This is a genomic window from Kribbella jejuensis, assembly GCF_006715085.1.
Taxonomy (GTDB): Bacteria; Actinomycetota; Actinomycetes; order Propionibacteriales; family Kribbellaceae; genus Kribbella; species Kribbella jejuensis.
Map to the genome: position 1 here is coordinate 1,208,347 of NZ_VFMM01000001.1, position 22,100 is coordinate 1,230,446.

At 68.5% G+C, this 22,100-nt stretch carries 21 protein-coding genes; 11 read left to right on the forward strand and 10 right to left on the reverse strand.

Features of this window, described 5'->3' with window-relative positions:
• The first annotated feature begins 44 nt into the window (after nt 1–44).
• The gene (locus FB475_RS05840; RefSeq protein ID WP_238331984.1) at nt 45–692 is read left to right on the forward strand and encodes a DUF5317 domain-containing protein; all 648 of its coding nucleotides are present in this window, start codon (nt 45–47) and stop codon (nt 690–692) included.
• Here the strand turns inward: FB475_RS05840 and FB475_RS05845 are convergent.
• A complete protein-coding gene (locus FB475_RS05845) occupies nt 654–1,940 on the reverse strand; it encodes an HD-GYP domain-containing protein (protein ID WP_238331985.1) in 1,287 nt (428 codons plus the stop codon). The two genes, FB475_RS05840 and FB475_RS05845, sit on opposite strands and share 39 nt — an antisense overlap.
• The gene (locus FB475_RS05850) at nt 1,937–3,286 is read right to left on the reverse strand and encodes an HD-GYP domain-containing protein (RefSeq protein ID WP_141853239.1); all 1,350 of its coding nucleotides are present in this window, start codon (nt 3,284–3,286) and stop codon (nt 1,937–1,939) included. The genes FB475_RS05845 and FB475_RS05850 overlap by 4 nt, the downstream gene beginning before the upstream one ends.
• A 280-nt stretch (nt 3,287–3,566) precedes the next feature.
• On the opposite strand from FB475_RS05850, the gene FB475_RS38325 reads away from it, so the two are divergent.
• Nucleotides 3,567–3,641, forward strand: a complete 75-nt coding sequence (locus FB475_RS38325) for a 50S ribosomal protein bL37 (RefSeq protein ID WP_369759046.1) — start codon at nt 3,567–3,569, stop codon at nt 3,639–3,641.
• A 256-nt stretch (nt 3,642–3,897) separates the two neighbouring features.
• Nucleotides 3,898–6,366 (forward strand): helix-turn-helix domain-containing protein, encoded by a 2,469-nt coding sequence (locus tag FB475_RS05855; protein WP_141853241.1) that lies wholly within the window; start codon nt 3,898–3,900, stop codon nt 6,364–6,366.
• An 11-nt stretch (nt 6,367–6,377) separates the two neighbouring features.
• On the opposite strand, the gene rsrA is transcribed toward FB475_RS05855, so the two are convergent.
• The 3 genes from rsrA to FB475_RS05870 form a co-directional block, all read right to left on the reverse strand.
• Nucleotides 6,378–6,656, reverse strand: coding sequence for a mycothiol system anti-sigma-R factor (rsrA, locus tag FB475_RS05860; RefSeq protein WP_141853243.1), 279 nt, complete (start codon nt 6,654–6,656; stop codon nt 6,378–6,380).
• A complete protein-coding gene (locus FB475_RS05865; protein WP_141853245.1) occupies nt 6,653–7,282 on the reverse strand; it encodes a sigma-70 family RNA polymerase sigma factor in 630 nt (209 codons plus the stop codon). The genes rsrA and FB475_RS05865 overlap by 4 nt, the downstream gene beginning before the upstream one ends.
• 103 nt (nt 7,283–7,385) lie before the next feature.
• Nucleotides 7,386–8,027 carry an alpha/beta hydrolase family protein gene (locus FB475_RS05870; RefSeq protein WP_141853247.1) on the reverse strand — a complete coding sequence of 214 codons (642 nt, stop codon included), beginning with the start codon at nt 8,025–8,027 and terminating at the stop codon, nt 7,386–7,388.
• A 72-nt stretch (nt 8,028–8,099) separates the two neighbouring features.
• Between FB475_RS05870 and FB475_RS05875 the strand changes: the two genes are divergently transcribed.
• The 4 genes from FB475_RS05875 to FB475_RS05895 all read left to right on the forward strand — a co-directional run bounded on the left by FB475_RS05875 (nt 8,100) and on the right by FB475_RS05895 (nt 10,995).
• A complete protein-coding gene (locus FB475_RS05875; RefSeq protein WP_141853248.1) occupies nt 8,100–8,843 on the forward strand; it encodes an SOS response-associated peptidase in 744 nt (247 codons plus the stop codon).
• A 33-nt stretch (nt 8,844–8,876) separates the two neighbouring features.
• Nucleotides 8,877–9,317 (forward strand): MarR family winged helix-turn-helix transcriptional regulator, encoded by a 441-nt coding sequence (locus FB475_RS05880; protein ID WP_238331986.1) that lies wholly within the window; start codon nt 8,877–8,879, stop codon nt 9,315–9,317.
• A gap of 4 nt (nt 9,318–9,321) precedes the next feature.
• Entirely contained in the window at nt 9,322–9,795 is a 474-nt protein-coding gene (locus tag FB475_RS05885; RefSeq protein WP_185759097.1) for a universal stress protein, read from the forward strand.
• A gap of 201 nt (nt 9,796–9,996) precedes the next feature.
• Nucleotides 9,997–10,995, forward strand: coding sequence for a D-alanine--D-alanine ligase family protein (locus FB475_RS05895; protein ID WP_141853252.1), 999 nt, complete (start codon nt 9,997–9,999; stop codon nt 10,993–10,995).
• Between the two features lie 130 nt (nt 10,996–11,125).
• Here FB475_RS05895 and FB475_RS05900 read toward each other — a convergent pair whose 3' ends face one another.
• Nucleotides 11,126–11,953, reverse strand: a complete 828-nt coding sequence (locus FB475_RS05900; protein WP_141853254.1) for a hypothetical protein — start codon at nt 11,951–11,953, stop codon at nt 11,126–11,128.
• 294 nt (nt 11,954–12,247) lie between these two features.
• Between FB475_RS05900 and FB475_RS05905 the strand changes: the two genes are divergently transcribed.
• The 3 genes from FB475_RS05905 to FB475_RS05915 all read left to right on the forward strand — a co-directional run bounded on the left by FB475_RS05905 (nt 12,248) and on the right by FB475_RS05915 (nt 16,931).
• Nucleotides 12,248–14,539 carry a sigma-70 family RNA polymerase sigma factor gene (locus FB475_RS05905; protein WP_141853256.1) on the forward strand — a complete coding sequence of 764 codons (2,292 nt, stop codon included), beginning with the start codon at nt 12,248–12,250 and terminating at the stop codon, nt 14,537–14,539.
• A 260-nt stretch (nt 14,540–14,799) separates the two neighbouring features.
• Nucleotides 14,800–16,083 carry an aspartate--tRNA(Asn) ligase gene (gene aspS / locus FB475_RS05910; RefSeq protein WP_141853258.1) on the forward strand — a complete coding sequence of 428 codons (1,284 nt, stop codon included), beginning with the start codon at nt 14,800–14,802 and terminating at the stop codon, nt 16,081–16,083.
• Nucleotides 16,080–16,931, forward strand: coding sequence for a phosphotransferase family protein (locus tag FB475_RS05915; protein ID WP_141853260.1), 852 nt, complete (start codon nt 16,080–16,082; stop codon nt 16,929–16,931). Before aspS ends, FB475_RS05915 begins: the two co-directional genes overlap by 4 nt.
• On the opposite strand, the gene FB475_RS05920 is transcribed toward FB475_RS05915, so the two are convergent.
• The 4 genes from FB475_RS05920 to FB475_RS05935 all read right to left on the reverse strand — a co-directional run bounded on the left by FB475_RS05920 (nt 16,924) and on the right by FB475_RS05935 (nt 20,752).
• The gene (locus tag FB475_RS05920) at nt 16,924–17,988 is read right to left on the reverse strand and encodes a hypothetical protein (RefSeq protein WP_141853262.1); all 1,065 of its coding nucleotides are present in this window, start codon (nt 17,986–17,988) and stop codon (nt 16,924–16,926) included. The genes FB475_RS05915 and FB475_RS05920 overlap by 8 nt on opposite strands.
• Nucleotides 17,988–19,058 carry a hypothetical protein gene (locus tag FB475_RS05925; RefSeq protein ID WP_141853264.1) on the reverse strand — a complete coding sequence of 357 codons (1,071 nt, stop codon included), beginning with the start codon at nt 19,056–19,058 and terminating at the stop codon, nt 17,988–17,990. Before FB475_RS05925 ends, FB475_RS05920 begins: the two co-directional genes overlap by 1 nt.
• Before the next feature lie 2 nt (nt 19,059–19,060).
• Nucleotides 19,061–20,182: a COG1470 family protein gene (locus FB475_RS05930; protein ID WP_141853266.1), complete on the reverse strand. Its 1,122-nt coding sequence runs from the start codon at nt 20,180–20,182 to the stop codon at nt 19,061–19,063.
• Between the two features lie 105 nt (nt 20,183–20,287).
• Entirely contained in the window at nt 20,288–20,752 is a 465-nt protein-coding gene (locus FB475_RS05935; protein ID WP_141853268.1) for a hypothetical protein, read from the reverse strand.
• A 123-nt stretch (nt 20,753–20,875) separates the two neighbouring features.
• Here FB475_RS05935 and FB475_RS05940 point away from each other — a divergent pair, with 123 nt between their 5' ends.
• Nucleotides 20,876–22,099 (forward strand): ArgE/DapE family deacylase, encoded by a 1,224-nt coding sequence (locus FB475_RS05940; protein WP_141853270.1) that lies wholly within the window; start codon nt 20,876–20,878, stop codon nt 22,097–22,099.
• Nucleotide 22,100: the final 1 nt, after the last annotated feature.

Below are 22,100 nucleotides of genomic sequence, written 5' to 3' on the forward strand. Positions count from 1 at the left end.
CAGCTTGCCCGGTTTCGGGCCGCTGATTCGGCAGAATCGCACCCGTGCTGCTGGTCCTCCTCGTCATGGTGCTCGCCGCCGGGGCGGCCCTCGCGACCGGCGGACGGTTCGGCCACCTGGCCGGCAACACGTTGACCGGCGTGCACTGGCTGGCCGCGGCCGCCATCGGCCAGCTGCTCGGCGCGGCCTTCGGCGGTACGGCGTACCCGGTCGGGTTGATCGGATCCGCGGTCTGCATCGCGGTCTTCTTGCGGCTGAACCTGAAGCACCCGGGCGTCGGCCTGCTCGCTCTAGGGTTCTTCAGCAACGCGCTCGTGGTTGCCCTGAACGGCGCGATGCCGGTGTCGCTGCAGGCGCTGCAACGCGCCGGCGTCGGCGATGCCCCGGTCACCGACGCGCGCCACGAACTTTCCCACGCCACGACCCACCTGCCCTGGCTCGGCGACGTCGTACCCGTGGCCCTTCCCGGCCTGGGTCAGGCGATCAGCCCGGGCGACGTACTGATCGCCGCCGGCGCCGGACTGCTGCTGTACGCCGGGATGGGCGCGAACGGCCGCGTACCGGCCACCACCGCACCGCTGTGGGCCGACCTCGAACCGTGCGCCGGAACTGCTGCGCTCCTGCAACTGTCCCCGAAAGCCGGCCGCGAACTCTCAGAACCTGAAGCCGCGCCCGACGACCCGGCGGAGTGACTCCACCACGACCGGGTCGTACTCCGCGCCGATACCCAGCCCGATCGACTCCATCGCCTTGTCCGGCGACTGCCCCGACCCTTCCCCCACCAACTGCTCGTATGCCAGCGCAACATTCACGATCCCGCTCTCCACCGGGATCGACGCGTCGTTGGCCCGCCCGTGCCGGTACGGATCGTTGGAGTGCCGGACGATCTCGGCCACATGATCCAGCACCCCCGACCGCTCGATCACCGCCGCCCCGATCTCCGCCGCCCGCTGCCGCTCCTCCCGGGTCCGCAACAACGAAGCCCCACCCGGACTGGGATCAGCCAACGCCAACTGCCCCACCCCCGACAACAAAGCCGCATACTCCAACGCCTCCATCCGCGAAGGCGTCAACCCCAGATCGTTGCCAATGGCTACTGCCAGCGCAGCCGTCCGCGCATTCTGCCCAGGACTGCTGAACCCGGCAATCTCCGTACTCCGAGCCATCGACCGCACCGTCGTCCGATAAGTCCGCTGCGCCGAAGCAAACCGCCGAAACGCAAACTGCGTCAACAACAACGGCACCACAACCAACGGCACAGCCCACAATCCGATGAGCGACGCGCCGGCGGCGAGCATCAGCCCCCCGATTCCCATGGCCATACCGATGCGCCCCATCATGACCAGTTCGTCGCGGAGCGCGGCCGGGAACGGGCGGTTGTACCTCTCGGTTGCCTGACCTGCACCGACCAGCGCATCGACGACGCCCGCGCTCAGGACCGCCAGGAGCATCGCTGCGACCAGGACGACCGCGCGCTGAAGAGAGCCGTCCCAGCTGAAACGGTCCGGCAGTACTCCCTCGAAGACGGCGGCGGCACACGCCACCGAGATAACCCGGCGGAAGGACACGACCGGATCCCACGGCAGGCCCGCGAGCGCACGCGGCACGATCCCCGCCAGGGTGGCGATCCACGTGACGGCAACCACTTGGGCGATCCCCGGGGGAAGACCCACCTCGGTGCCACGAAGGGTCGCGTACCCCAGGGCGGCGCTGGTGGCGATCGGCGCCCGGTTGCGACTGCCGTCCACCCGGAACTGAACCATCTCGCCGACCGCGATCAGTGCGCCGAACAGCGCGGCGAACGACCACTCGACCACCCCGTGCCGAGCTGTCATCACCAGGGACAACAGTCCGAGGCAGGAGCCGGCCAGCAGGATGACGGTCCCGCTGCCCAAACCTCTCGTCTCGAACCAGGCTTCTTGACTCGGTGCGGCACTCATGAGGGTCCCGCCGCCGAACCAGAAGCGCCGCCACCGCTTCCGAGGCTCAGGTCGTCGTGGTCGATGCTTGCCGCGATCTGCCGGTCGGGGGCCGGCTGCTCCGTGGCGGCAGCCATCCAGCCCCGGGTACGGATCACCTGGACGAACGCATCCACCAACGCCGGATCGAAATGAGTGTGGCGATCCTGCTCCAGGATCGCGAGCGTTTCGTCGACGCTGCGGGCCGGGCGGTAGGAACGTGTTGACGTCAGACTGTCGAAGGCGTCGACGATGCCGATGATCCTGGCGAAGTACGGTATCGAGGTTCCGCTCAGCCCGGCCGGATACCCAGTGCCGTCGTACTTCTCGTGATGGTGCAGGACCGCCGATTTCACCTCTTCCAGGAACGGGATGTTGCCGATCAGTTCGACTCCACGGGCGGGGTGCAGCCTGATCGCGTCCATCTCGCTGTCGTCCAGGCGCCCGGGCTTGCGGATGATCCGGGTCGGTACGCCGACCTTTCCGACATCATGCAGCAGGCCGGCGTGTTCGAGTGCCTGCTGGCGGTCGTCCGGGAGCCTGAGGTGACGACCAAGCATCCCTACGCCGGTGCTGACACGCTCCGAGTGGCCCCGGGTGTAGAGGTCTTTTGTCTCGATGATCTCGATGAAGGCTCGCATCGTGGCCGCCTGTGCGCTCCGCTCCGCCTCGTACTGCTGCATCGCCCAGCGCGCGAGCGCCAGCGGAACCAGGATCAGCAGGCTGGCGAGCGGACCTAGGCCACCGAGCCAGGTGACCGCGAGCAGCAGGCCGAGACATCCGTAGCCGAGCATCGGCACAAAGGTCGGAGCGACCGCACGAGTGATGAAGTCGATCGGCCGGATCCGGCCCTCGATCCAGATGACGAGGCAGACAAGACTCGCATTGACGAGTTGGTGCGCGGCGGTCGCGGCGACACCACCGAGGATCATCCGCGGCACCGAGTCGAGGGCAGGATCCCCGATCGGTGCGCCGACCAGTGTGTATGCGAGCCCACCAGCGGCGGTGGCGGGTACCCGGTATGCACAGTTGAAGACCTTGCGGATCAGCGGAACCCGCGAGCGCGTTTGCGCGACATATCCGAAGATCGAGGCAACGGTTGCGATCCACGGACCTGCCAGGACGAAAACCGCGGTCAGGACGACGGAGTCGAGGGTCATCTGATGGTCGCGGGTGAGTCCGAACTTAAAGAAGCCGGCCAGCAGCATCAGGACACAGAAACCGACGAGACGCCAGTAGTCGTCGATACGGCTGATCGACAGAGCGACCAGGAACAGCGCCAGCACCACCGTCACGGACACCGTGACGCGCAGCACCACGGTTCTCATGAGGCAGCCTGCCAGCGCATGGCCACAAGTATGCCGCTACCACTCCCAGGAATCAGCAGTCATTCTCCGCTCACCTCCGATCAGCGGTCGCAGTCTTACGCCCGTCTGCTGACGGAGCGTAGGGGGGCAGACAGCACATCGCTGACTCTTCTAAATTTTGCTCATCCCACACACGCCGAAACACTGTAAGCCCAACCGTGACCCGCCGGGACCATGTGAACAGCCGGGGCATGATATGAGAGACTGTGACTCTTTGCAGTTGTTACAAGGAGGCTTTGGAATGGGAAAGACCGGCCGCAAGCGCCGTGCACGCAAGAAGAAGGGCGCTAACCACGGCAAGCGCCCGAACGCCTGACCAAGGCGGCTACAGACAGCGAGGACCTCGGAGAAATCCGGGGTCTTTGCGATTTGGTCACAGCTTTACAGCAGACCAGCTATCTCAGAGGTTTGTATTCGGAGAGTTTCCGCCCGCATACCGAATGCTATATTTCAAACGTTCGTTGGGTACCTGTGGACAACCGCCAGCGCTCGTCGGCGGATCACCCTAGAGTTGGGTCCGGAAGTTTCCGGTACTGACCGATATCGGGCCTGGATCCGAGGAGGGTGAAGCAGTGAGCGAGCCGGCGGCGCCGACCCTGAGCGAGCTGCTGCGCACCTTCCGTATCCGCGCCGGCCTCACCCAGGCCGCCCTCGCCGAACGCGCCCGCCTCAGCGAACAAGCCATCAGCGTCCTCGAACGCGGCACCCGCAGCCGTCCGCGCGCGGACACCATCGCCGCCCTCATCCAAGCGCTCGCACTGACACCCACCGAAGCCGACCAGTTCCGCACCGTTGCCCGCGGCAAACTCGGCACCCCGCGAACCGCGCCGAGGGACGCGGCGACCGACCAGGTGCCGACGCCATGGCAACTACCTCCGGCCGCCCCCGACTTCACCGGCCGTGCAGCTCAACTCGACGCGATCCTTGCGGTACTTCGCGATTCGAGCGGTGACGGCGCCGCGACTGTGGGTCTTGTGACCATCACCGGCATGGGCGGAATCGGCAAGACCACGTTGGCCGTCCAGGCCGCGCACAAGCTCGCCGCCAGCTACCCCGACGGCCACCTCTACCTGAACCTGCGCGGTTACGGACCGGGTGTACCGGTGTCCCCCATCGACGCCCAACGCCATCTGCTGCGATCGCTCGGATCCGACGTCAGCTCGATCCCCGACGACGTCGACGAGGCCACCGCCCTGCTTCGCTCCCAGCTGGCCGGCAAACGCGTGCTCCTGCTCCTGGACAATGCCGCGGACGCCGCTCAGGTCCTGCCGTTGCTGCCCGGCCACGCGGGCTCCGCCGCGATCATCACCAGCCGGGGTTCCCTGGCCAACCTCCACGGCGCCAGGCAGATCCTCCTCGACGCCCTGTCGGAGTCGGAGTCCGTCGACCTCCTCGCCGGCGTCATCGGCCCGACTCGAGTCGCCGCCGAACCCGACGCGACCCGAACCCTGGCCGCTTACTCCGGCTGCCTGCCGTTGGCAATCCGCCTGGTCGGCGGCCGCCTCGCCACCCGCCCGACCTGGCCCATCCAGCACTTCGTCGAACTCTTACAGGACGAAGAGCGCCGACTCGACAGCCTCGGCTCCGACGAAATGGGGGTCCGAGCCAGCATCGCCAGCTCGGTGCAGTTCTTGGAGAACAGCGACCGCGAGCTCGACCGGCAGGCCGCCGCCGCATTGCCATGGCTGGCGATCCCGGACGGTTCCGACCTCACCACGGCCGTCGCCGGCGCGCTGCTGCAACTTCCACTCCGACGGGCGGACGCGATCGTCGAACGCCTGGTCGACCTCAACCTCCTGGAATCCGTTGCGCCGGACCGCTATCGATTCCATGACCTGATCCGTGCGTACGGCCGAGAAGTCGCTGAGCAGAGGCTATCCCTGACTGAGCGTGATGGAGCCTTGGCCCGAGTTCTCCAGCTCTACACGGAGGCTGCTTGGGTCTGCCACGGCTTTGCACATCCGACCAGCCCACGGCTATCGCTGGCGACTGTTGGCGGCAGCGCACTCCTGCCGGTCTTCAGCGGCCGGGATTCGGTCGTGCGCTGGCTGGACGCGGAGCAGCGGAACCTCATGGACCGCGTCAGGCAGGCGCGGCAGTCGAGCCTGGCAAACAGCGTTCTGCTCGCGGAGCTGCCACTCGCCCTCTTCAGCTATCACGAATCACGGATGCGCTGGCAGGAGATGCGTGAATTGGGCGCGGGGGCGGTCACGATCGCCGTGCAGCACGACCGCCCTGCGACCGCCGCCTGGTTGCAGCACGATAGTGCCATCCCCGACGCCGAGACCGGTGTCAACGGAGCAGCGATCGACAGCATCCGCGTCGCTCTGCAGATGTTCTCGGCCATCGACGATCCCTTCGGCCAGGCACGCTGCTGCTCATCGCTCGCATACCTGCTAGGTCTTGACGGACAAATCGATGATGCCCTGGCCTACGGACGGATGGCCCTGGCGCTAAGCCGTACGATTCAAGACCCCACGCTGGAAGGCGTCGCGCTCACTGCGGTCGGCGTACTCTACGACCGCACGGGCGACTTCGAGCGCGCCGACGAAGCCTTTGCCCAGGGCATCGGCCTCGCGGAACAGGCCAAGGACACTCGAGCAACTTTCAGACGGTGCATGAACGCGGCCTTCGCCCATGCGCAGGTTGGTCGCCACAGCGAGGCTGAAGACATGGCAGTACGCGGTCTACACGTAATAGAGCAAGCAGGTGACGGGTCGTTCCTCGGCGAGGGCCAGCACATGCTTGCCATCATCTACGCGGCGAGCGGCGACCTCAGCAGAGCCGCCGCTCACATTGACTCTGGTCTTCAAATGGCCCGCGCTTCCCACGACGGGCTCCGGGAAGGACGGCTGTACATCGAACTCGCCCGAATCAACGCAGCGCGCGGCGAACAGGACGCCGCAGCGCAGCAACTCGACCTCGCGTTGACGTTGCTTCGAAATGCACCCGAGGTTTACCTGACGGACGCCCGCCAACTACTCGAGAAAATCCGCCGCAACGAGAACGACGGCTATCAGTTCGCGAACTACCCGCTCTGACCTACGCCTGATCAGTCGGTAGTGGTGATCGACGTTTCGATTTGGATTTGGGTCAGTCTGAGGAGGATTTTCTGGCGGAGGGCGTCGGGGGCGTGGTCGGAGCCGCAGGAGCGGTGGACCAGTTTCTTGACGCAGCGTTCCAGGTCGTACTCGTCGAGGCAGGGGGCGCACTCTTCGAGGTGCTGGCGGATCTCGTCGGAACTGGCGTCCTCGAGTTCGTTGTCGATGAAGACGTAGACACGCTGCAGGATCTCTCCGCAGTCGACGTCGTGGGGCTCGCCGCAGCTCACGACTCCTCCTTCTCCGCAACTACGTCGGTGCTGTCGTCCGTTGCCGGGATCAGGCCGCGGTCCCGGGCGTAGTCGCCGAGCAGGTCACGTAGCTGGCGCCGGCCGCGGTGCAGCCGTGACATCACCGTGCCCACCGGCGTACCCATGATCTCGGCGATCTCCTTGTAGGCAAAGCCCTCGACATCGGCCAGGTACACGGCCAGCCGGAAGTCCTCCGGGATGGCCTGCAGGGCGGACTTGATGTCGGAGTCGGGCAGGTGCTCGAGCGCGACCGCCTCGGCCGACTTCAGCCCACCGGGAGTGTGCGACTCGGCAGCGGTCAGCTGCCAGTCCTCGATCTCCTCGGTCGGCGACTGCGTCGGCTGCCGCTGGCGCTTGCGGTATCCGTTGATGAAGGTGTTCGTCAGAATCCGGTACAGCCACGCCTTCAGGTTGGTGCCGGGCGTGAACTGGTGGAACGAGCTGTACGCCTTCGCGAACGTGTCCTGCACCAGGTCCTCGGCGTCGGACGGATTGCGCGTCATCCGCATCGCCGCGGCGTACATCTGGTCCAGGAAGGGCAGCGCTTCGCGCTCGAACCGCGCGGTGCGCTGCTCGGGAGTCTCGGTCGTGGTGGGAGTGGGCATCGGGATCGAGAATACCGGGGTCTTCCCAGTCGTTCTCGCCGGAGCCTCTCTCGTCGCCATCATGTTCGTCACAACACGGCCGGCGACAGGGGCATTCCCAACCTCAGCCGGACACCTCACGGCCGACCCATTCGAACACAGCTTCGACCAAGAGGTCGTACGTCTCCTGCTGGTTGAGCTCGGCCCGCTTCGGCACCTTGAACGAGTGATCCGCGTCCGGAACCACGGCCATCTCGGTGAGCGGCGGGAACTCCTCCGGCGTACCGAACGGGTCCCGCTCCCCCTGCACCACCAGCGTCGGCAACCCGGCGCCCTGCAGCTCGTCGACCCGCGTCTTGTCCGGTTTCCCGGGCGCATGCAGCGGAAAAGCCAGGGCGAGTACGCCGGAAGCGCCCAAGCTGCTCGCGGTACGACAGGCCACCCGGGCCCCGGCGCTCCGCCCGCCGATCACCAGCGGCGTACGCACCCGGAGCTGGCCGACGATCGCGATCCATGCCTCGTCGAGCACCTTCGGCGCCGGTGCCAGCTTCCTGCCGGCCCGCCGCCAGGGCTGCTCGATGAGAAACACGTTGATGTCCTGCTTGGGCAGCCGGGCGGCCAGGGCGGCCAGGTCACCGGACTCGATCCCGGCGCCGGCCCCGTGACCGAGCGCCAGCGTCGCCACCGGGCGGCGGGCGCGGTGCGCCACGATCCGGGCCTCGCCGTGCGGCGTCCCCACAATCCGTTCGTCGGTCACCCGCCCCATCCTGTCATCCGGACCGGTGCCGCGCGGGCACGAAACCCTGAACCGCGCCGGTAAAGAGGGCACACTGAAGCAATGTGCGGACGCTATGCCTCGACCCGGAGCCGGGAAGACCTGCTCGGTGAGTTCGAGATCGACGCCTCGAACGTCGACGAGCAGGCCATCGAACCCGACTACAACGTCGCCCCGACCAAGACCTCGCCGGTCGTGCTGGCCAGGCCACCCCGCGACGACAAGGAGGGTGAGCCGGTCCGGCAGCTGCGGCAGCTCAAGTGGGGGCTCGTACCGTCGTGGTCGAAGACACCGCAGCTCGGCCGGATGATCAACGCCCGCGCGGAGACGGTCCACGAGAAGCCGTCGTTCCGCCGGGCGTTCACGAGCCGGCGGTTGATCGTGCCGATCTCCGGGTTCTACGAGTGGTTCCCGACCCAGCAGCTCGGCAAGGGCGGCAAGCCGCTGAAGCAGCCGTTCTACCTGCACCGCAAGGACGACGACGTACTCGCGCTGGCCGGTCTGTACGAGTTCTGGCGGGACAAGGAGAAGGAGCCGGACGACGACAGCGCGTGGCTGATCACGTTCACGATCATCACCACCACGGCCACCGACGACGTCGGCCACATCCACGACCGGATGCCGATGACGGTCGCGAAGAAGGACTGGGAGGCCTGGCTCGACCCGCACGTCAACGAGGTCGACGACATCCGCGCCCTGATGGCCCCACCGCCCCAGGGCAGCCTCGACATCTACGCGATCACCACCGCGGTCAACAACGTCAAGAACAACGGCCCCGAACTCCTCGAACCCCTGACCGACGCATAGTCAAATCTATATAACCGCGCCTATACTTAAGCCATGAGCATGGTGGGCGAGGCACTGTTCGGGTTGGCCACGGTCGCGATCCGGCGCCGGCCGCGGGCGGTGAGTCTGACGGCGGCCTCGGTGCTGTCGACGTTGGAGCGGACCGGGCCGCGGCGGCTCACGGATCTGGCGGTCAGCGAGGAAGTGACCCAGCCGTCGATGACCGCGCTGGTGACCCAGTTGGCCGAGCAGGGGCTCGTCGAGCGGCGTCGCGACCCCGCCGACGCCCGCGTCGTCCTCGTCGCCATCACCGACGGCGGTCACCGGCGGCTTCGCGAGCTGCGGGCCGAGGGCGCGTCGACGCTGACCGACCTGATCGACAAGCTCGACGAGCGGGACGCCGCGGCGCTGCGGGATGCCGTGCCGGCGATCCGCAGGCTGGTGGAGCTGGCCGGCGAGGACCAGGACAGCCGTACCCCGTTGCCGAAGAGGTGACCAGATGAGCTACGACGCCGAAGCCCGGCGTACTCCGATCCCGCAACGACTCGGATCACCGGCGATCGTCGTCGGCCTCGACGGTTCGGACACGAGCTGGGACGCCCTCGCCTGGGCCGCCGGCGAGGCGCTGCGGACCGGAGGCCACCTGGTCGCGGTCTACGTGATGCCGTTCTCCGATCCGACCGCCGCACTCGGCGTTCCGTACGACTACGCCGCCGCGCAGGACAACCAGCAGCAGCTCGCCGCCGAGATCGAGGCGGAGGCGGTACGGCGGGCGCGCGAGACCGGCGTACAACTGAGTTTCGTCGGCGAGTTCGGCGACGCGACCGGCACGCTGTCCGAGGTGGCCCGCGCGGTCGACGCCCGCCTGGTCGTGGTCGGCCGCTCCGCGAAGCGCCGGCACCGGCTGACCGGTTCCCTCGGCCACCGCCTCACCTGCCGCAAGGACGCCCCGGTCGTCGTGGTCGTCCCCTAACGCCCGCCTGGCAGCCGCTGGACGAACTTCCCGGCGTCTCCTGCGTCAAACTGCTGGTGGGCTGTACGCGTTCCCGCGGATCGATCCCGAGGTGCACCCGATTGCGACGTTGCCCGAAGCTGGGGACCTGGAGGTGGCGATCCGCCGGATCGGGCGCTTCCTGGACAGCTACGAGCAATAGACGAACAGCAAGGAGACGTCATGCGAGTCGTGGTCCTGTGTGGCGGCGAGAGCTCGGAGCGGGACGTGTCCCGGTCCTCGGGCTGGGCCGTGGCGAAGGGACTGAGCGCGCGCGGCCACGAGGTGACGCTGATCGACCCGGCGGCCGCGGACCCGGTCCTGTCCGAGCGTGTGACCGCCGACGATGCCGCCGTACCCGTGCCATCGGTCCCGCCGTCGCCGTCGGAGCGCGCCGCGCTCAGGCAGCGGATGTACGCCGCGCTCACCGGCGGTCCTGTCCTGGAGCGGCTTCGGCAGGCTGACCGGGTCTTCATCGCATTGCACGGCGGCTGGGGTGAGGACGGGCACGTCCAGGCCCTGCTCGAGTTGGCCGGGATCCCGTTCACCGGCGCCGGCCATGACGTGTGTGCCGTTGCCTGGCACAAGGGTCGCGGCCAGGCCGTGCTCGAGGCCGCCGGAGTACCGGTACCGCCGCGGGTGCTCTACAACGCGGCGGAGCACCCCGAACCGCCCGTCGCGGTCAAGGATCTCTTGGCGCGCGGACCGGTGGTTGTGAAGCCGGTCGCCGACGGGTCGAGCGTCGCCGTCCGCAAGGTCGACTCACTGGAGGAGCTGCGCGCCGAGGGCGAGGTGCTCGTCGAGCCGTTCCTCAGCGGCCGCGAGTTCACCGTCGCCGTGATCGGCCCGACGACCCTGCCCGTGGTCGAGATCGAGCTGACCACGGCCGTCTTCGACTACGAGGCGAAGTACCAGCCGGGCGCGGTCCGGGAAGTCTGCCCGGCCGACATTCCGCCGCACTTCGCCGAACAGTTGCAGGAGCTCGCGCTCCGGGCGCACCGTGCCCTCGGATTCGGTACGTCGTACTCCCGGGCCGACTTCCGCTGCGACGCAGCGGGTACTCCGTACTGCCTCGAAGTCAACGCACTCCCCGGTCTCACCCCGGGCAGCCTGGTCCCACTCGCCGCGAAGGGCGCCGGGATCAGCTACGAAGAGCTGGTCGACCTGTTGCTCCAGACCTAGCGGCGGCGGATCGCCCACCCCGTGTTGAGCGATCCGCCGCCGGTTTCGATGCGCCCGGGCACCCCCCTGTTGGCGTCCGGGCGCAGGCTCTACTGGCTGGTCATGGTCTGGCTGGTCACGGTCTGGCTGGTCATGGTCTGGCGAGCTCGTCGAGCAGGCGGCCGGCCATCGCATCGGTACCGGGCAGGCCCTCGATCCAGATCCGGGCCAGCTGCGGTACGTCGGTGTCCAGGCGCCACTGGGTGATCAAGGCTCGTACCGTCGCGACCTGCTCCGGCAGGTTCGGCTCACGGCCGACGAGCGCCGCCGCGCGGCGTGAGCCGACGCGGCCCAGTACGTCACCGCCGCAGAAGACGATCCGCAGGCATTCCGCGACGTCGACAAGCCGAAGCTCCCGGTCGAACGGCGTACTGCCCGGCGGATTGAGCGGTTCGACAACCACCAGTGCATGGGTTTGCGGTACGGAAGTTCCACGGAACTCCGCCTCTCGGTAGAGCTCGCCGAGGCGGGACCGCAGGTGCGCCAGGCTGGACAGCCCGGTCAGCGGGTCCTCGCAGGACAGCGAGTGCAGGTAGACAAGTGAGGCCTCGGCCCAGCTGGAACTGAGTGCGCGTACCGCGGCGAAAGCCGGCTCGCCCCCGGCGATCGAGCGGTACAGCGCACTCAGCCCATCAAGTGCCTCCACCAGCGAGACTCCATCGGCCGCGAGGCGGCGTCCGGTCTCGTCCGATGCAGGCACGACATCGGCACCGTCGTGCAGCGCCTCGGCGATCGCGAGATAGGCGCTGTGGTCGGTACCAGCTGTGCCGTGCGGATCCCTCCAACCGCACGGTGATTCCCCCGTGTCCTTGCTGGACGACGCCTCCGGCGCGATCCGGGCGGGCGACCCCGCCAGGTTCAGGGACGATTTGCCGGGCCGCAGGTCGAACCGTCGGCGGATGTCCGCGAACAGCGACATGGCCCTCCTCAGTTGTCCCGTCAGTCTCCCGACCGGTCGGCCGGAAGCGTCGTACGCCGATGAGACAGCGCGCTGACGAGTTCATGACGCGGATTCGCAGAACTTTTTTCGCGTAACTTCCGCCCTGGCGATCTCGTCAGGAAAGGAGCACACTCTCGCCAGTTCCGGGCAGAGATGCTGCGCCGAATGATGCGCACAGCCGTCACTCGTGGGAGCCTTGTCCTCGGCAACCAAATGTGACGCGCTGTCACGTTGCCGAACTGAGAGTTGTCACAGAGCCCACGGGGGAGATGGATGGAGACGCCGGACGGCCGGCCGGATGCGCCGAGCGACGCCGAGCTGATCGCGCGCGTCCGCAACGGTGACCTGGAGGCGTACGGCGAGCTGTACGCCCGGCACCACCACGCCGCCGAGCGGATGGCCCGTCAGCTGGTCCCGGCCAACGACGCCGACGACCTGGCCGGCGACGCGTTCGCGAAGGTGCTGGACGCCCTGCGCGCGGGCGGCGGCCCGGACGTCTCGTTCCGCGCGTACCTGCTGACCACGGTCCGGCGGGTGCACGTCGACCGGATCCGCTCCGCCAAGAAGGTGCAGACCACCGACGACATCGCGTCGTACGAGCGCGAACCCGAGGGCTTCGACGACCCGACCGTCACCGGCTTCGAGAGCGGTGCCGCGGCGAAGGCGTTCGCCAGCCTGCCGGAGCGCTGGCAGGCGGTGCTGTGGCACACCGAGGTCGAGGGTGAGAAGCCGGCCGCGATCGCGCCGCTGCTCGGCCTGACCGCGAACGGCGTCTCCGCGCTGGCGTACCGCGCTCGCGAGGGTCTGCGGCAGGCGTACCTGCAGCAACACCTGGCCGATGTCGCCGGCGACCGCTGCCGCTGGACCACCGAGCGGCTCGGTGCGTACGTCCGCGGCGGCCTGACCAAGCGCGAGAACCGGAACGTCCGCGAGCACCTGGACGACTGCGCGAAGTGCACCGCGGTGTACCTCGAGCTCGTCGAGGTCAACAGTGCGCTGCCGGCGCTGCTCGCCCCGGCCCTGCTCGGTACCGCGGGCCTCGGCTACCTGGCCGCGGCCTCCGGCGCGAAGGTCGGGCTGGTCGGGTTCGTCGTCACCGGCTGGCGCAAGGTCACCGAGAACAGCACCCGGGCCGCGGTCGGCGGCGGCGCGGTCGTCGTGGTCGCGGTCGCCGCCGTACTCGCGGCGATGGCGCTCACCGGTAACAAGACGCCGCCGGCCGCGATCGAGCAGCCGACGAAGCCGCCGGCCGCCCAGCCGACGCAACCACCGGCGAACCCCACGGTTCCACCGGTCAAGCCGACGGTGAAACCGCCGACGGTGCAGCCGACGACCCAGCCGCCGGCGTCCAACCCGACGGTCGCGCCAACGACTGCTCCGACCACTGCGCCAACCACAGCGCCGACGACCGCGCCGACGACACCGGTCCCGACCACGCCGACGCCCCCGCCGAGCACGCCGACCCCGCCGCCGCCGACCACGCCGATCCGGTACCCCGGCATGGTGACGATCACCATGCCGACGGGCGGTGGCGCGCCGGTTTCCTCCGCGGGAGCCAGTGGCGGGACGGCCGCCGGGGTCCGGTTCGTGATCACGATCAAACCCCCGGCCGCGAACGCGAACCCGGTGATGATCACGTTCAAGTACGGCGCCGAGCTCAGCTGGCCGATCAAGAGCAACCCGGCAGGCTGGACCTGCATCGAGGCGACTGCGACCTGCACCGCGGCCGACCCCGCACAGCCCAAGCCGATCCCGGTGACGTTCGCCGCACCGACCGCCGGCACGACCGCCGACCGGACGTTCACGGTGAACGCGAAGACCGGCAGGCTGTACGACTACGCCTCGCGCACGCTGGACGCGACGCCGACCACCGACGAGAACCTGCTGAAGATCCTCGACGGCAAGGCCGACCCCGACGTGCACCACCGGATCCTCACCGTCGCGCCGCTGGCCGGCCGGACGAAGGTCACGTTGAAGCTCACCTACGGCAAGGCGCTGGAGTGGCCGATCGCCGCGAACCCGGCGGGCTGGAAGTGCTCGGAGTCGACCGCGACCTGTACGGCGGCCAACCCGGACAAGCCGGCCCCGCTGCCGGCGGACTTCGACGTACCGGAGGATTCGCCGGCCGCGGCGCGGACGTTCACGGTGACGGCACAGGCGGACCTGGTCAGCGACACCGACTCCGAGGTGCTGTCCGGTGTGCAGCAGGACGAGTCGCTGCTGCAGATCATCACCCCGACACCTGGGCAGGACCCGAATCCCTTTGTCTACAACAGGTTCCTGAAGGTCAACGGTGCCCAGGGCCGGCGGGTCGAGCTCGACATCTCGTGGGGCCGCAACCTGGTGTTCCTGCCGTCGTTCGATCTCGGCTGGACCTGCGAGCGGACCAGTGACATCCGCCGCGCGACCTGCTGGACGAACAACTACAAGAAGCCGCTCAACTCGGAGTGGAACGCGTGGTTCCCGGGCAACGGCCCGGACAACATGCTCACCGTGCACGCCCGGGTCGGCGGCCGCCAGGACACCGACAGCGCGCAGATTCCACCGTCGACGTCGCGCCGGTGAAATCGGGTTGCCGTAGTCCCTTATCCTGGTGTTGTTCGCGCTGACGGAACCAAGTAGCGCCGTACTGCACGTCCGAGAGAGTCGCCGGTAGCTGGGAAGGCGATGCGTGCGGCGGTGGCGAAGACACTCCCGAGCGACTGCTGTGCAAGAGGCCGGATCTTCTGTGACATGGATGGTCCGGTGAAGGTGTGGTGGCACCGCGAGATTCCCCTTCGCCCACACCTCCGGGGTTCGAGTACAGACCTGGAGGTGAAACAGCAATGCGCATTCTCAGCCATGAGATCCCCTCAGCAGTAGGCCAGTCCGTCACGGTGGCCGGCTGGGTGCACCGAAGACGACGGCTCGCCGCCGTCAGTTTCCTGATCCTGCGCGACCGGTCCGGCCTGGCCCAGATCGTCGTCAAGGAGTCACCGGAGCAGCTGGACGCATTCGGTGAGGAAACAGTCGTGCAGGTGACCGGTACGGTCGCGGCCAACGCGCAGGCACCCGGTGGCGTCGAAATCGTGGACCCGGTGATCACGCCGCTGACCGAACCGGCCGCGACGCCGCCGATCGAGCTGTGGCGACCGACCGTCGGCGCGGGGCTGCCCGTCGTGCTGGACAACGCACCGGTCGCGCTGCGGCATCCCGTCGTACGGGCCGGGTGGGAGATCGCGGCGGCCGCGCTGTACGGCTTCCGTGAAGCGTTGAACGGTCAGGGGTTCAGCGAGATCCAGACGCCGAAGATCGTCGGTACGGCGACCGAGTCGGGGGCGAACGTGTTCGCGCTCGACTACTTCGGCGGGCCGGCGTACCTGGCGCAGTCGCCGCAGTTCTACAAGCAGCAGATGGTCGGTGTGTTCGAGCGGGTCTTCGAGGTTGGGCCGGTGTTCCGGGCCGAGCCGCACGACACCGTCCGGCACCTGGCCGAGTACGTGTCGCTCGACGCGGAGTTCGGGTTCATCACCGACCACCGCGACGTGCTGGCGATGCTGCGCACGGCGATCGCGGGGATGTTGTCCGCGGTCGGCTCGCGGGCCTGGTCGGCATTGGAGCGGCTCGGCATCGAGTTGCCGGCGATCCCCGTGGACGTGCCGGTGCTGCACTTCACCGAGGCGCTGAAGATCGCCGGCGCTTCACCGGACGAGCCGGACCTGGCGCCCGCGGACGAGCGTGCGATCGGCGAATGGGCGCTGAAGGAGCACGGCAGCGACTTCGTCGCGGTCGAGGGCTACCCGATGGCGAAGCGGCCGTTCTACACCCATCCACAGCCGTCGGACCCGCGCTGGTCGAACTCGTTCGACCTGCTGTTCCGCGGCGTCGAGCTGGTGACCGGCGGCCAGCGTCTGCACCGGTACTCCGAGTACGTCGCGGCCCTCGCGGCGCGCGGCGAGTCGGCGGACGCTGCCGCGTACAGCTCGTACCTGCAGGCGTTCAAGCACGGGATGCCGCCGCACGGCGGGTTCGCGATCGGGCTGGAACGGTTCGTGGCCCGGCTGACCGGCGCGGAGAACGTCCGCGAGGTCACGCTGTTCCCGCGCGACCTGCACCGCTTGACGCCGTGACCGAGACCACCGAGTCGGTTGTCGCCGAACTGAACGTTGCCCTTGGCACCGATTACCGGGTCGTGCGGCAACTGACCGGTGGTCTGCAGTCGACCGCGTGGGTGCTGACCGGCGACGTCGTCCTGAAGTGGACCGACAACCCCGCGTGGGAACCACGGGTCCGACGGGCGGCCGACCTCGTCCGCCGCGCCCGGGCGGCCGGATACCCCACGCCCGCGTGGCTGGCCGTCGGCACGACTGCCGCCGGATCGCCTTACCAGCTGCAGGAGTTCGTCCCCGGCGATCCGCCCGTGCTCGACGTGGCGTTGGCACGTGAGCTGATCGGGATCTGCGAACTGCAGCGGGACCTACTCCCCGAGGACAACGACGTGACCTGGTCGGCCTGGGCGCAGGGTGTCGTCTTCGGCGGGTGGGACGGGGTGTGGGAGCGCGTGCTCGGGTACGGCGGGGAGGCGGCCGAACTGGTGCGACGGTACGGCGAGTTGTGCCGGCCGTACCGCGACGACGTACTGGCCCGGCACGACTTCGTGCATGGTGACCTGAACATGGGCAACCTGCTGGCGTTGGACGGCCGGATCACCGGCATCGTGGACATCGAAGCCGCCGGGGGCGGGACGCGCGCGTACGACCTTGTGTCGCTGGCGGCGTCGGCGGTACGGGACGGCGCCGCGCCCGGTGTCGACGAACTGTTCGTGGAGGCAGCCCTGCAGGCGAGCGGCCGGGCCGGCGTCGCGGTGTGCGCGGCGGCGGCCTTCGCGTCGGTCGCCGAGTTCGTCCACGATCGAGGGTCGTACTCCCAGGACCTGGTGAACCACGGCGGCCGCCGCGTGCTGGAGTTGCTCAGCTGACGGTGACGGGAGTGGACGCAGTGGGCTGGCTGACGTTGGCCACGTTGTCGGTGCTGGTCGAGACGACTCGGTAAGCACCGGGCGCGGGTGTGGACGTCCAGGTCACCTGGTAGCTGGAGGCGGTGGTCGAGGTCCCGATCAGCGTCCAGTTCGCACTCGTGCAGCTACCCGAGTAGCCGGCGCAGTAGTAGTACGCCACCGACTTCACACCGGATCCGGTGCCGTCGGACGCTGTGTTGGTGAGCGTGGCACCGCTGCTGACAGCGACGGTGATGTTGAAGGAATTCGAGACCGCGGACGTGAGGCTCGATGCAGTCGCCGTCATGGTGAGCCCGAGGCCGGTCGTGTTGAGGACGACCCCGCTGAAGGTGGCCAGCCCGGAGGCGTTGGTCGTCGCCACCGCACCGGCATCGATCGTTCCGGCCGACGACGCCAAGCTGACAGTGGTCCCGGACGCACCGGTCGCGGTCCCGAACTGATCCTGTACCTGCACCGTGATCGCGGGTGAGAGCGCAGTACCGGCGGAGCCGTTGACCGGTCCTTGGACGAACGCGAGCTTGGCGGGGGCTCCTGGGCCGATGACAATCGACCCGGTCGGTGACCCGGCGGTGTCTTTGCTGGTCAAGACGCTGAACGAACTGCCCGCGTACGTGCCGGCGGCCGGATTGGTGATGCCTGCAACCGTGACAGTTCCTGTGGTGTTCTTGAGGTCACAGGTCGTGCCGCCGAGAGTGATCTGGATGACGGCTGCACTGGGCTTGGTGACGGTGGTCGTGCAATTGCCGGTGAATCCACCGGTCAGGGTGACGACCGGCGTGGTCGGCACCGTGAACGAACTGTTGAACGTCACCGTGATCTTGTCGCCGGCCTTGAGCTCCCCGGTCGTGCCGTTGCTGGGAACGAACTTCACGTCCCAGCTGGACGTCGCCCCCGCGGCTGTGCTGCCCGGCGTGAAGACGACGCCACCAACCGCCGCGAAAGCGGCTGGACTCTCGACGACGCCGATCGCGACCAGAACAGCGGTCAGAGCGATCAGCCAGGTGCGTTTGAGGCTCATCAGGAGCGTCCGTTCACGGTCGGCCGAGCGACGGTCGGCGGGGTGGTGTCCACGGTGAGGACCGTGGGTGTGCTCGGGGCGCTGACGTTGCCGGCGGCATCGGTTGCGACGGCGACGATGCGGTACGTGCCGTCGGCGGCGAGTGGTGTACTCGTGGTGACGGCGTAGCCGGTTGTCGTCGATGATCCGATCGCGGTCCAGTTCGTCGCGGTGCAGCTGCCCGTTGCGCCGGTGCAGCGGTAGTACGCGACGGAGGCGACACCAGAGAAGTCGTCGGTGGCCGTGTCGGTCAGGGTGACCGCGGTGTTGCCGACGAAGCTCCCGAAGGACGGCGTTGCAGTCGCCACCGGTGCGCCCGCGGTCGGTGCGGTCGCGTCGTACTTGACGGTGTTGTCCGTACTCGTCGACGCCGTGTTGCCCGCGCCGCCCGAGTCGTGCACGGTGTTCGCGGCGATCGACACGGTGACGGAGCCGCTACTGGTCAGACCGCTGACGGCCACGTTGTACGTCGTACCGCTGCCGCTGACGACGACCGTCGCGGTTGACGGTACGACGGTGACCGCGGCGCTGGTGAAGTCCGTGACCGGTTCGCTGAAGACTGCGGTGAACCTGATCGGCGTCGTCGCGGTCGGGTCGGCTTGCCCGGACGCCTGATTGACCGTGACGGCCGGACGCGTGTTGTGCACGGTGACGTCCGGACCGGTCCCGGTCGAGGTCCAGCTCGCGGAGATCGCGGTGACGACGTAGTGGTACGTGCCGTCGGCAACGTTCAGGTCGTCGCACGAGGTCGCGGTGATCGTCGAACCACCGCAGGCCGGTGCGGTGACGCTGTCACTGGTACGTACCCGGGTCACGGTGTAGCCGGTCGCGCGAGCGGTGGCGGTCCAGGCCACGTGGACCGTTCCGCCGCCGGGTGGCGCGGTGGCGGTCACTGGTGTTGGTGCAGCCAACGTTCCGGTGGTGGCCGATCCGGTACCCGTACCGGTACCGCCCCAGAAGCCCCAGGCGAGTCCGCCGGCGGTCATCGTGAGGACAACGAGTCCGAGGAGCAGGAGCACACGTCGAGTCATGGTCAGCTCCCCTGCCCGGCGCCCGAATAGGTGAACGTGACCGTGGCGACCTTGCAGCCGTCCTGGTTCGTGGCGGTGTCGAGCATCGCGACCTGTGGCGCGGATCCGCTCGGGACCGAGATGGCACCACTGCCCGGAACGGTCAGCGGATAGGTCCCGGAGTACTGCGTGATCCGGTAGTCGGCGGGGCCGCACGGCTGGTTGTGGCTGATCGCGAACTGCGTGCGGGTGACCGAGGCGATGGCGACCGTCAGGTTCGTCACGGAGATCGGCTTCTTGTTCGGGTTCGTCAGTGTCAGGTCCAGCCTTCGCGAGACGCCCGGGGCCAGTTGGCCGACGAGGTTCCCGCTGATCGTGAACGGCTTGCCGCTGGTGAGAACGACCAGTTGGACCGAGGCGTACGCGTACACCGTCGATCCGGCCGGGCGGGTACCGGATGCGGTCAGGTAGAGCTGGTACGTGCCGTCGTTCGCTGTGGCCGGTGTGGTGATCTGCAGCGTCGACGTGTTGCCGGTCGTCGGGTTCGGCGTGAAGGTCGCGGTCGCCCCGGTCGGCAGGCCGCCGACGGTGCCGAAGGTGACCGCGCCGGGCAGGTTCGTGCGGGTGAGTTGCACAGTGAAGACCGCCGTCGAACCGGGTGCGAGTGTGACCGAGGCCGGGGTCGCGGTCATCGCGAGCGAGCTGGACACCGGGGCGTTGACGGTCAGGCCGGCTGACACGCTGCCGCTGACCTTGCCGCTGGTGCCCTGGACGCTGAAAGTGACCGATCCGGTCGGTGTTGTGGCCGTGGTACTGACGGTCAGCGTCGTCTGCGCCGTACCGCCGGAGGTGAGCGTGACCGACGCCGGGCTGAAGACGGCCGACGTGGCGCTCGGTAGGCCGCTCGCGCCGAGCGACACCGTGCCGGTGAAACCACCGGTCGAGGTAACGCTGACCGTGTAGGTCGCCGGCTGGCCGCGGGTCACCGATTGACTCGCCGGTGCGATGCCCAGCGTGAGGCCGGGTTTCGGCGGCTGCGCGGCGTACGCCAGGCCGGCCGCGGCGAGCACCAGGCCCAGACCGGCGATCAGGAACCTGATCACCCGGCGCGGCCCTTGACTCCGCACGGTACGCGTGCCTCGCATCCGTTGCTCACTCCCCCCAAGAACAGCTGCGGTCCCGGCCCGGGCGAGGCGCTGGGTCGATGAAGCACCTCGCCCGGGAAACCGGGAAACCGCGACGGCGAACTACTAGTTGCTGGCGTAGGCCAAGTTGACGGTCGCGCCCTTGCAGCCGTCCTGGTTGCTGGCCTTGTTGTTGAACTTGATCGTCGCGCCGGTGAAGTTCGCGGTAGCGCCCGCGGCGACATCGCTGGCCACGGACATCGTCGGGTTCGCCAGGGTGTAGTCCGTGGCGTCACAGGTCCCGGTGGCGCCCTGGGCCTGGGTGACGCTCGCGATGCTTACCGTGACCGAGTTGACGTACGCGCTGTTCGACGCGTTGTTGGTGACGGTGCCGCTGATGGTCTGGGCGCTGTCGCCCGGGTACATGTTCGAGATGGTGCTGGTCTGCGCGATCGCGAGGTTGCTGGCGCCGGCGGACGTGGCGCCCGTGCCGGTGCCGGAGCCCGTGGTGCTCCAGTACGCGAAGGCGGAACCGGCGCCGATCACCAGAGTGGCGGCTGCGGCGATGATGATCTTCTTCTTGCGGTGCATTGCGGTTTCCCTTCCCCCCGACCCCGAGTGGGCCGTCTTCTCGGAAGGCTGCCAGCAGCGCCGGGCCGCGTCTGTCGGGCGATCGGTCAGAACTTGTCGGCCGATCGGTGATATTCAAGTGCCGTGGATTCCGAGACTGAACAGGCCGTTCTGGCGGCGATCGACGACCAGTGGATCGTCGACAATCTGCGGGAGTTGGTGCGGATCCCGAGCGTGGACGGGACCGCGGCCGAGATCGAGGTACAGACGTGGTGTGCGGACCGGCTGCGGTCGCTCGGACTGGACGTGGACCACTGGCGGCTCGACCTGGCGACCGACGATCCGGGGTTCCCGGGCATGGAGGTCGAGCGCGACGAAGCCTGGGGGTGCGTCGGCGTACTCGGGGGTGACGCGACGCCCGGACTGATCCTCAATGGGCATGTCGACGTGGTGCCGGGCGACGCCTTCGACGCGCGGGTCGAGGATGGCGTGATGTGGGGCCGCGGGACCTGCGACATGAAGGGCGGGGTCGCGGCGATCCTCGGTGCGGTATCGGCGGTCGTTGCAGCGGGCATTCGGCTGCGGAAGCCGTTGGCGGTGCACACGGTGATCGGCGAGGAGGACGGCGGCGTCGGCGCATTCGCGACGCTGCGGCGCGGGCATCGTGGCGAGGCGTGCCTGATCGCCGAACCGACCGCGCACACGGTGATCCCGGCGAACTCCGGCTCGCTGACGTTCCGGCTCGAGGTTCCGGGGCTGGCGACGCACGGTTCGACGCGCAGCCGCGGGGTGAGCGCGATCGAGAAGTTCACGGTGATCCAGACCGCGCTGCAGGAGCTCGAACGCAGGCGCAACCAGGACCCGCATCCGCTGCTCGCCCACCTCGACCTGGCGAACCCGCTCTCGGTCGGCACGATCGCGGCCGGCGACTGGGCGAGCACGGTACCGGACCGGCTGGTGGCCGAGGGCCGGTACGGCGTACGCCTGGGTGAAGGGATCGCGGAAGCGCGGGCTGCCTTCGAGACTGCGGTTGCCGAAGCGTGTGCGAAGGACGACTGGCTGCGGGAGCATCCGGTGACGGTCACTTGGCCTGGCGGTGAGTTCGCCTCAGGTCTGCTGCGTGACGGCGACCCACTGCTGGCCGACACGGTGCAGGCGGTTGCTGACGTGTCTGGCGAGACCCCGGCGGTCAAGGGAGCGCCGTACGGATCCGACCTCCGGCAGTACTCGGCGGCAGGCGTGCCGACGTTGCAGTACGGGCCGGGTGACGTCTGGTACGCACATGCGGCGGACGAGCACGTCGTACTGGCCGACGTACTGCGGGCTGCCCGGGTGTATGCCCTGCTGGCTGTCCGTCGCTGCGGTTGAT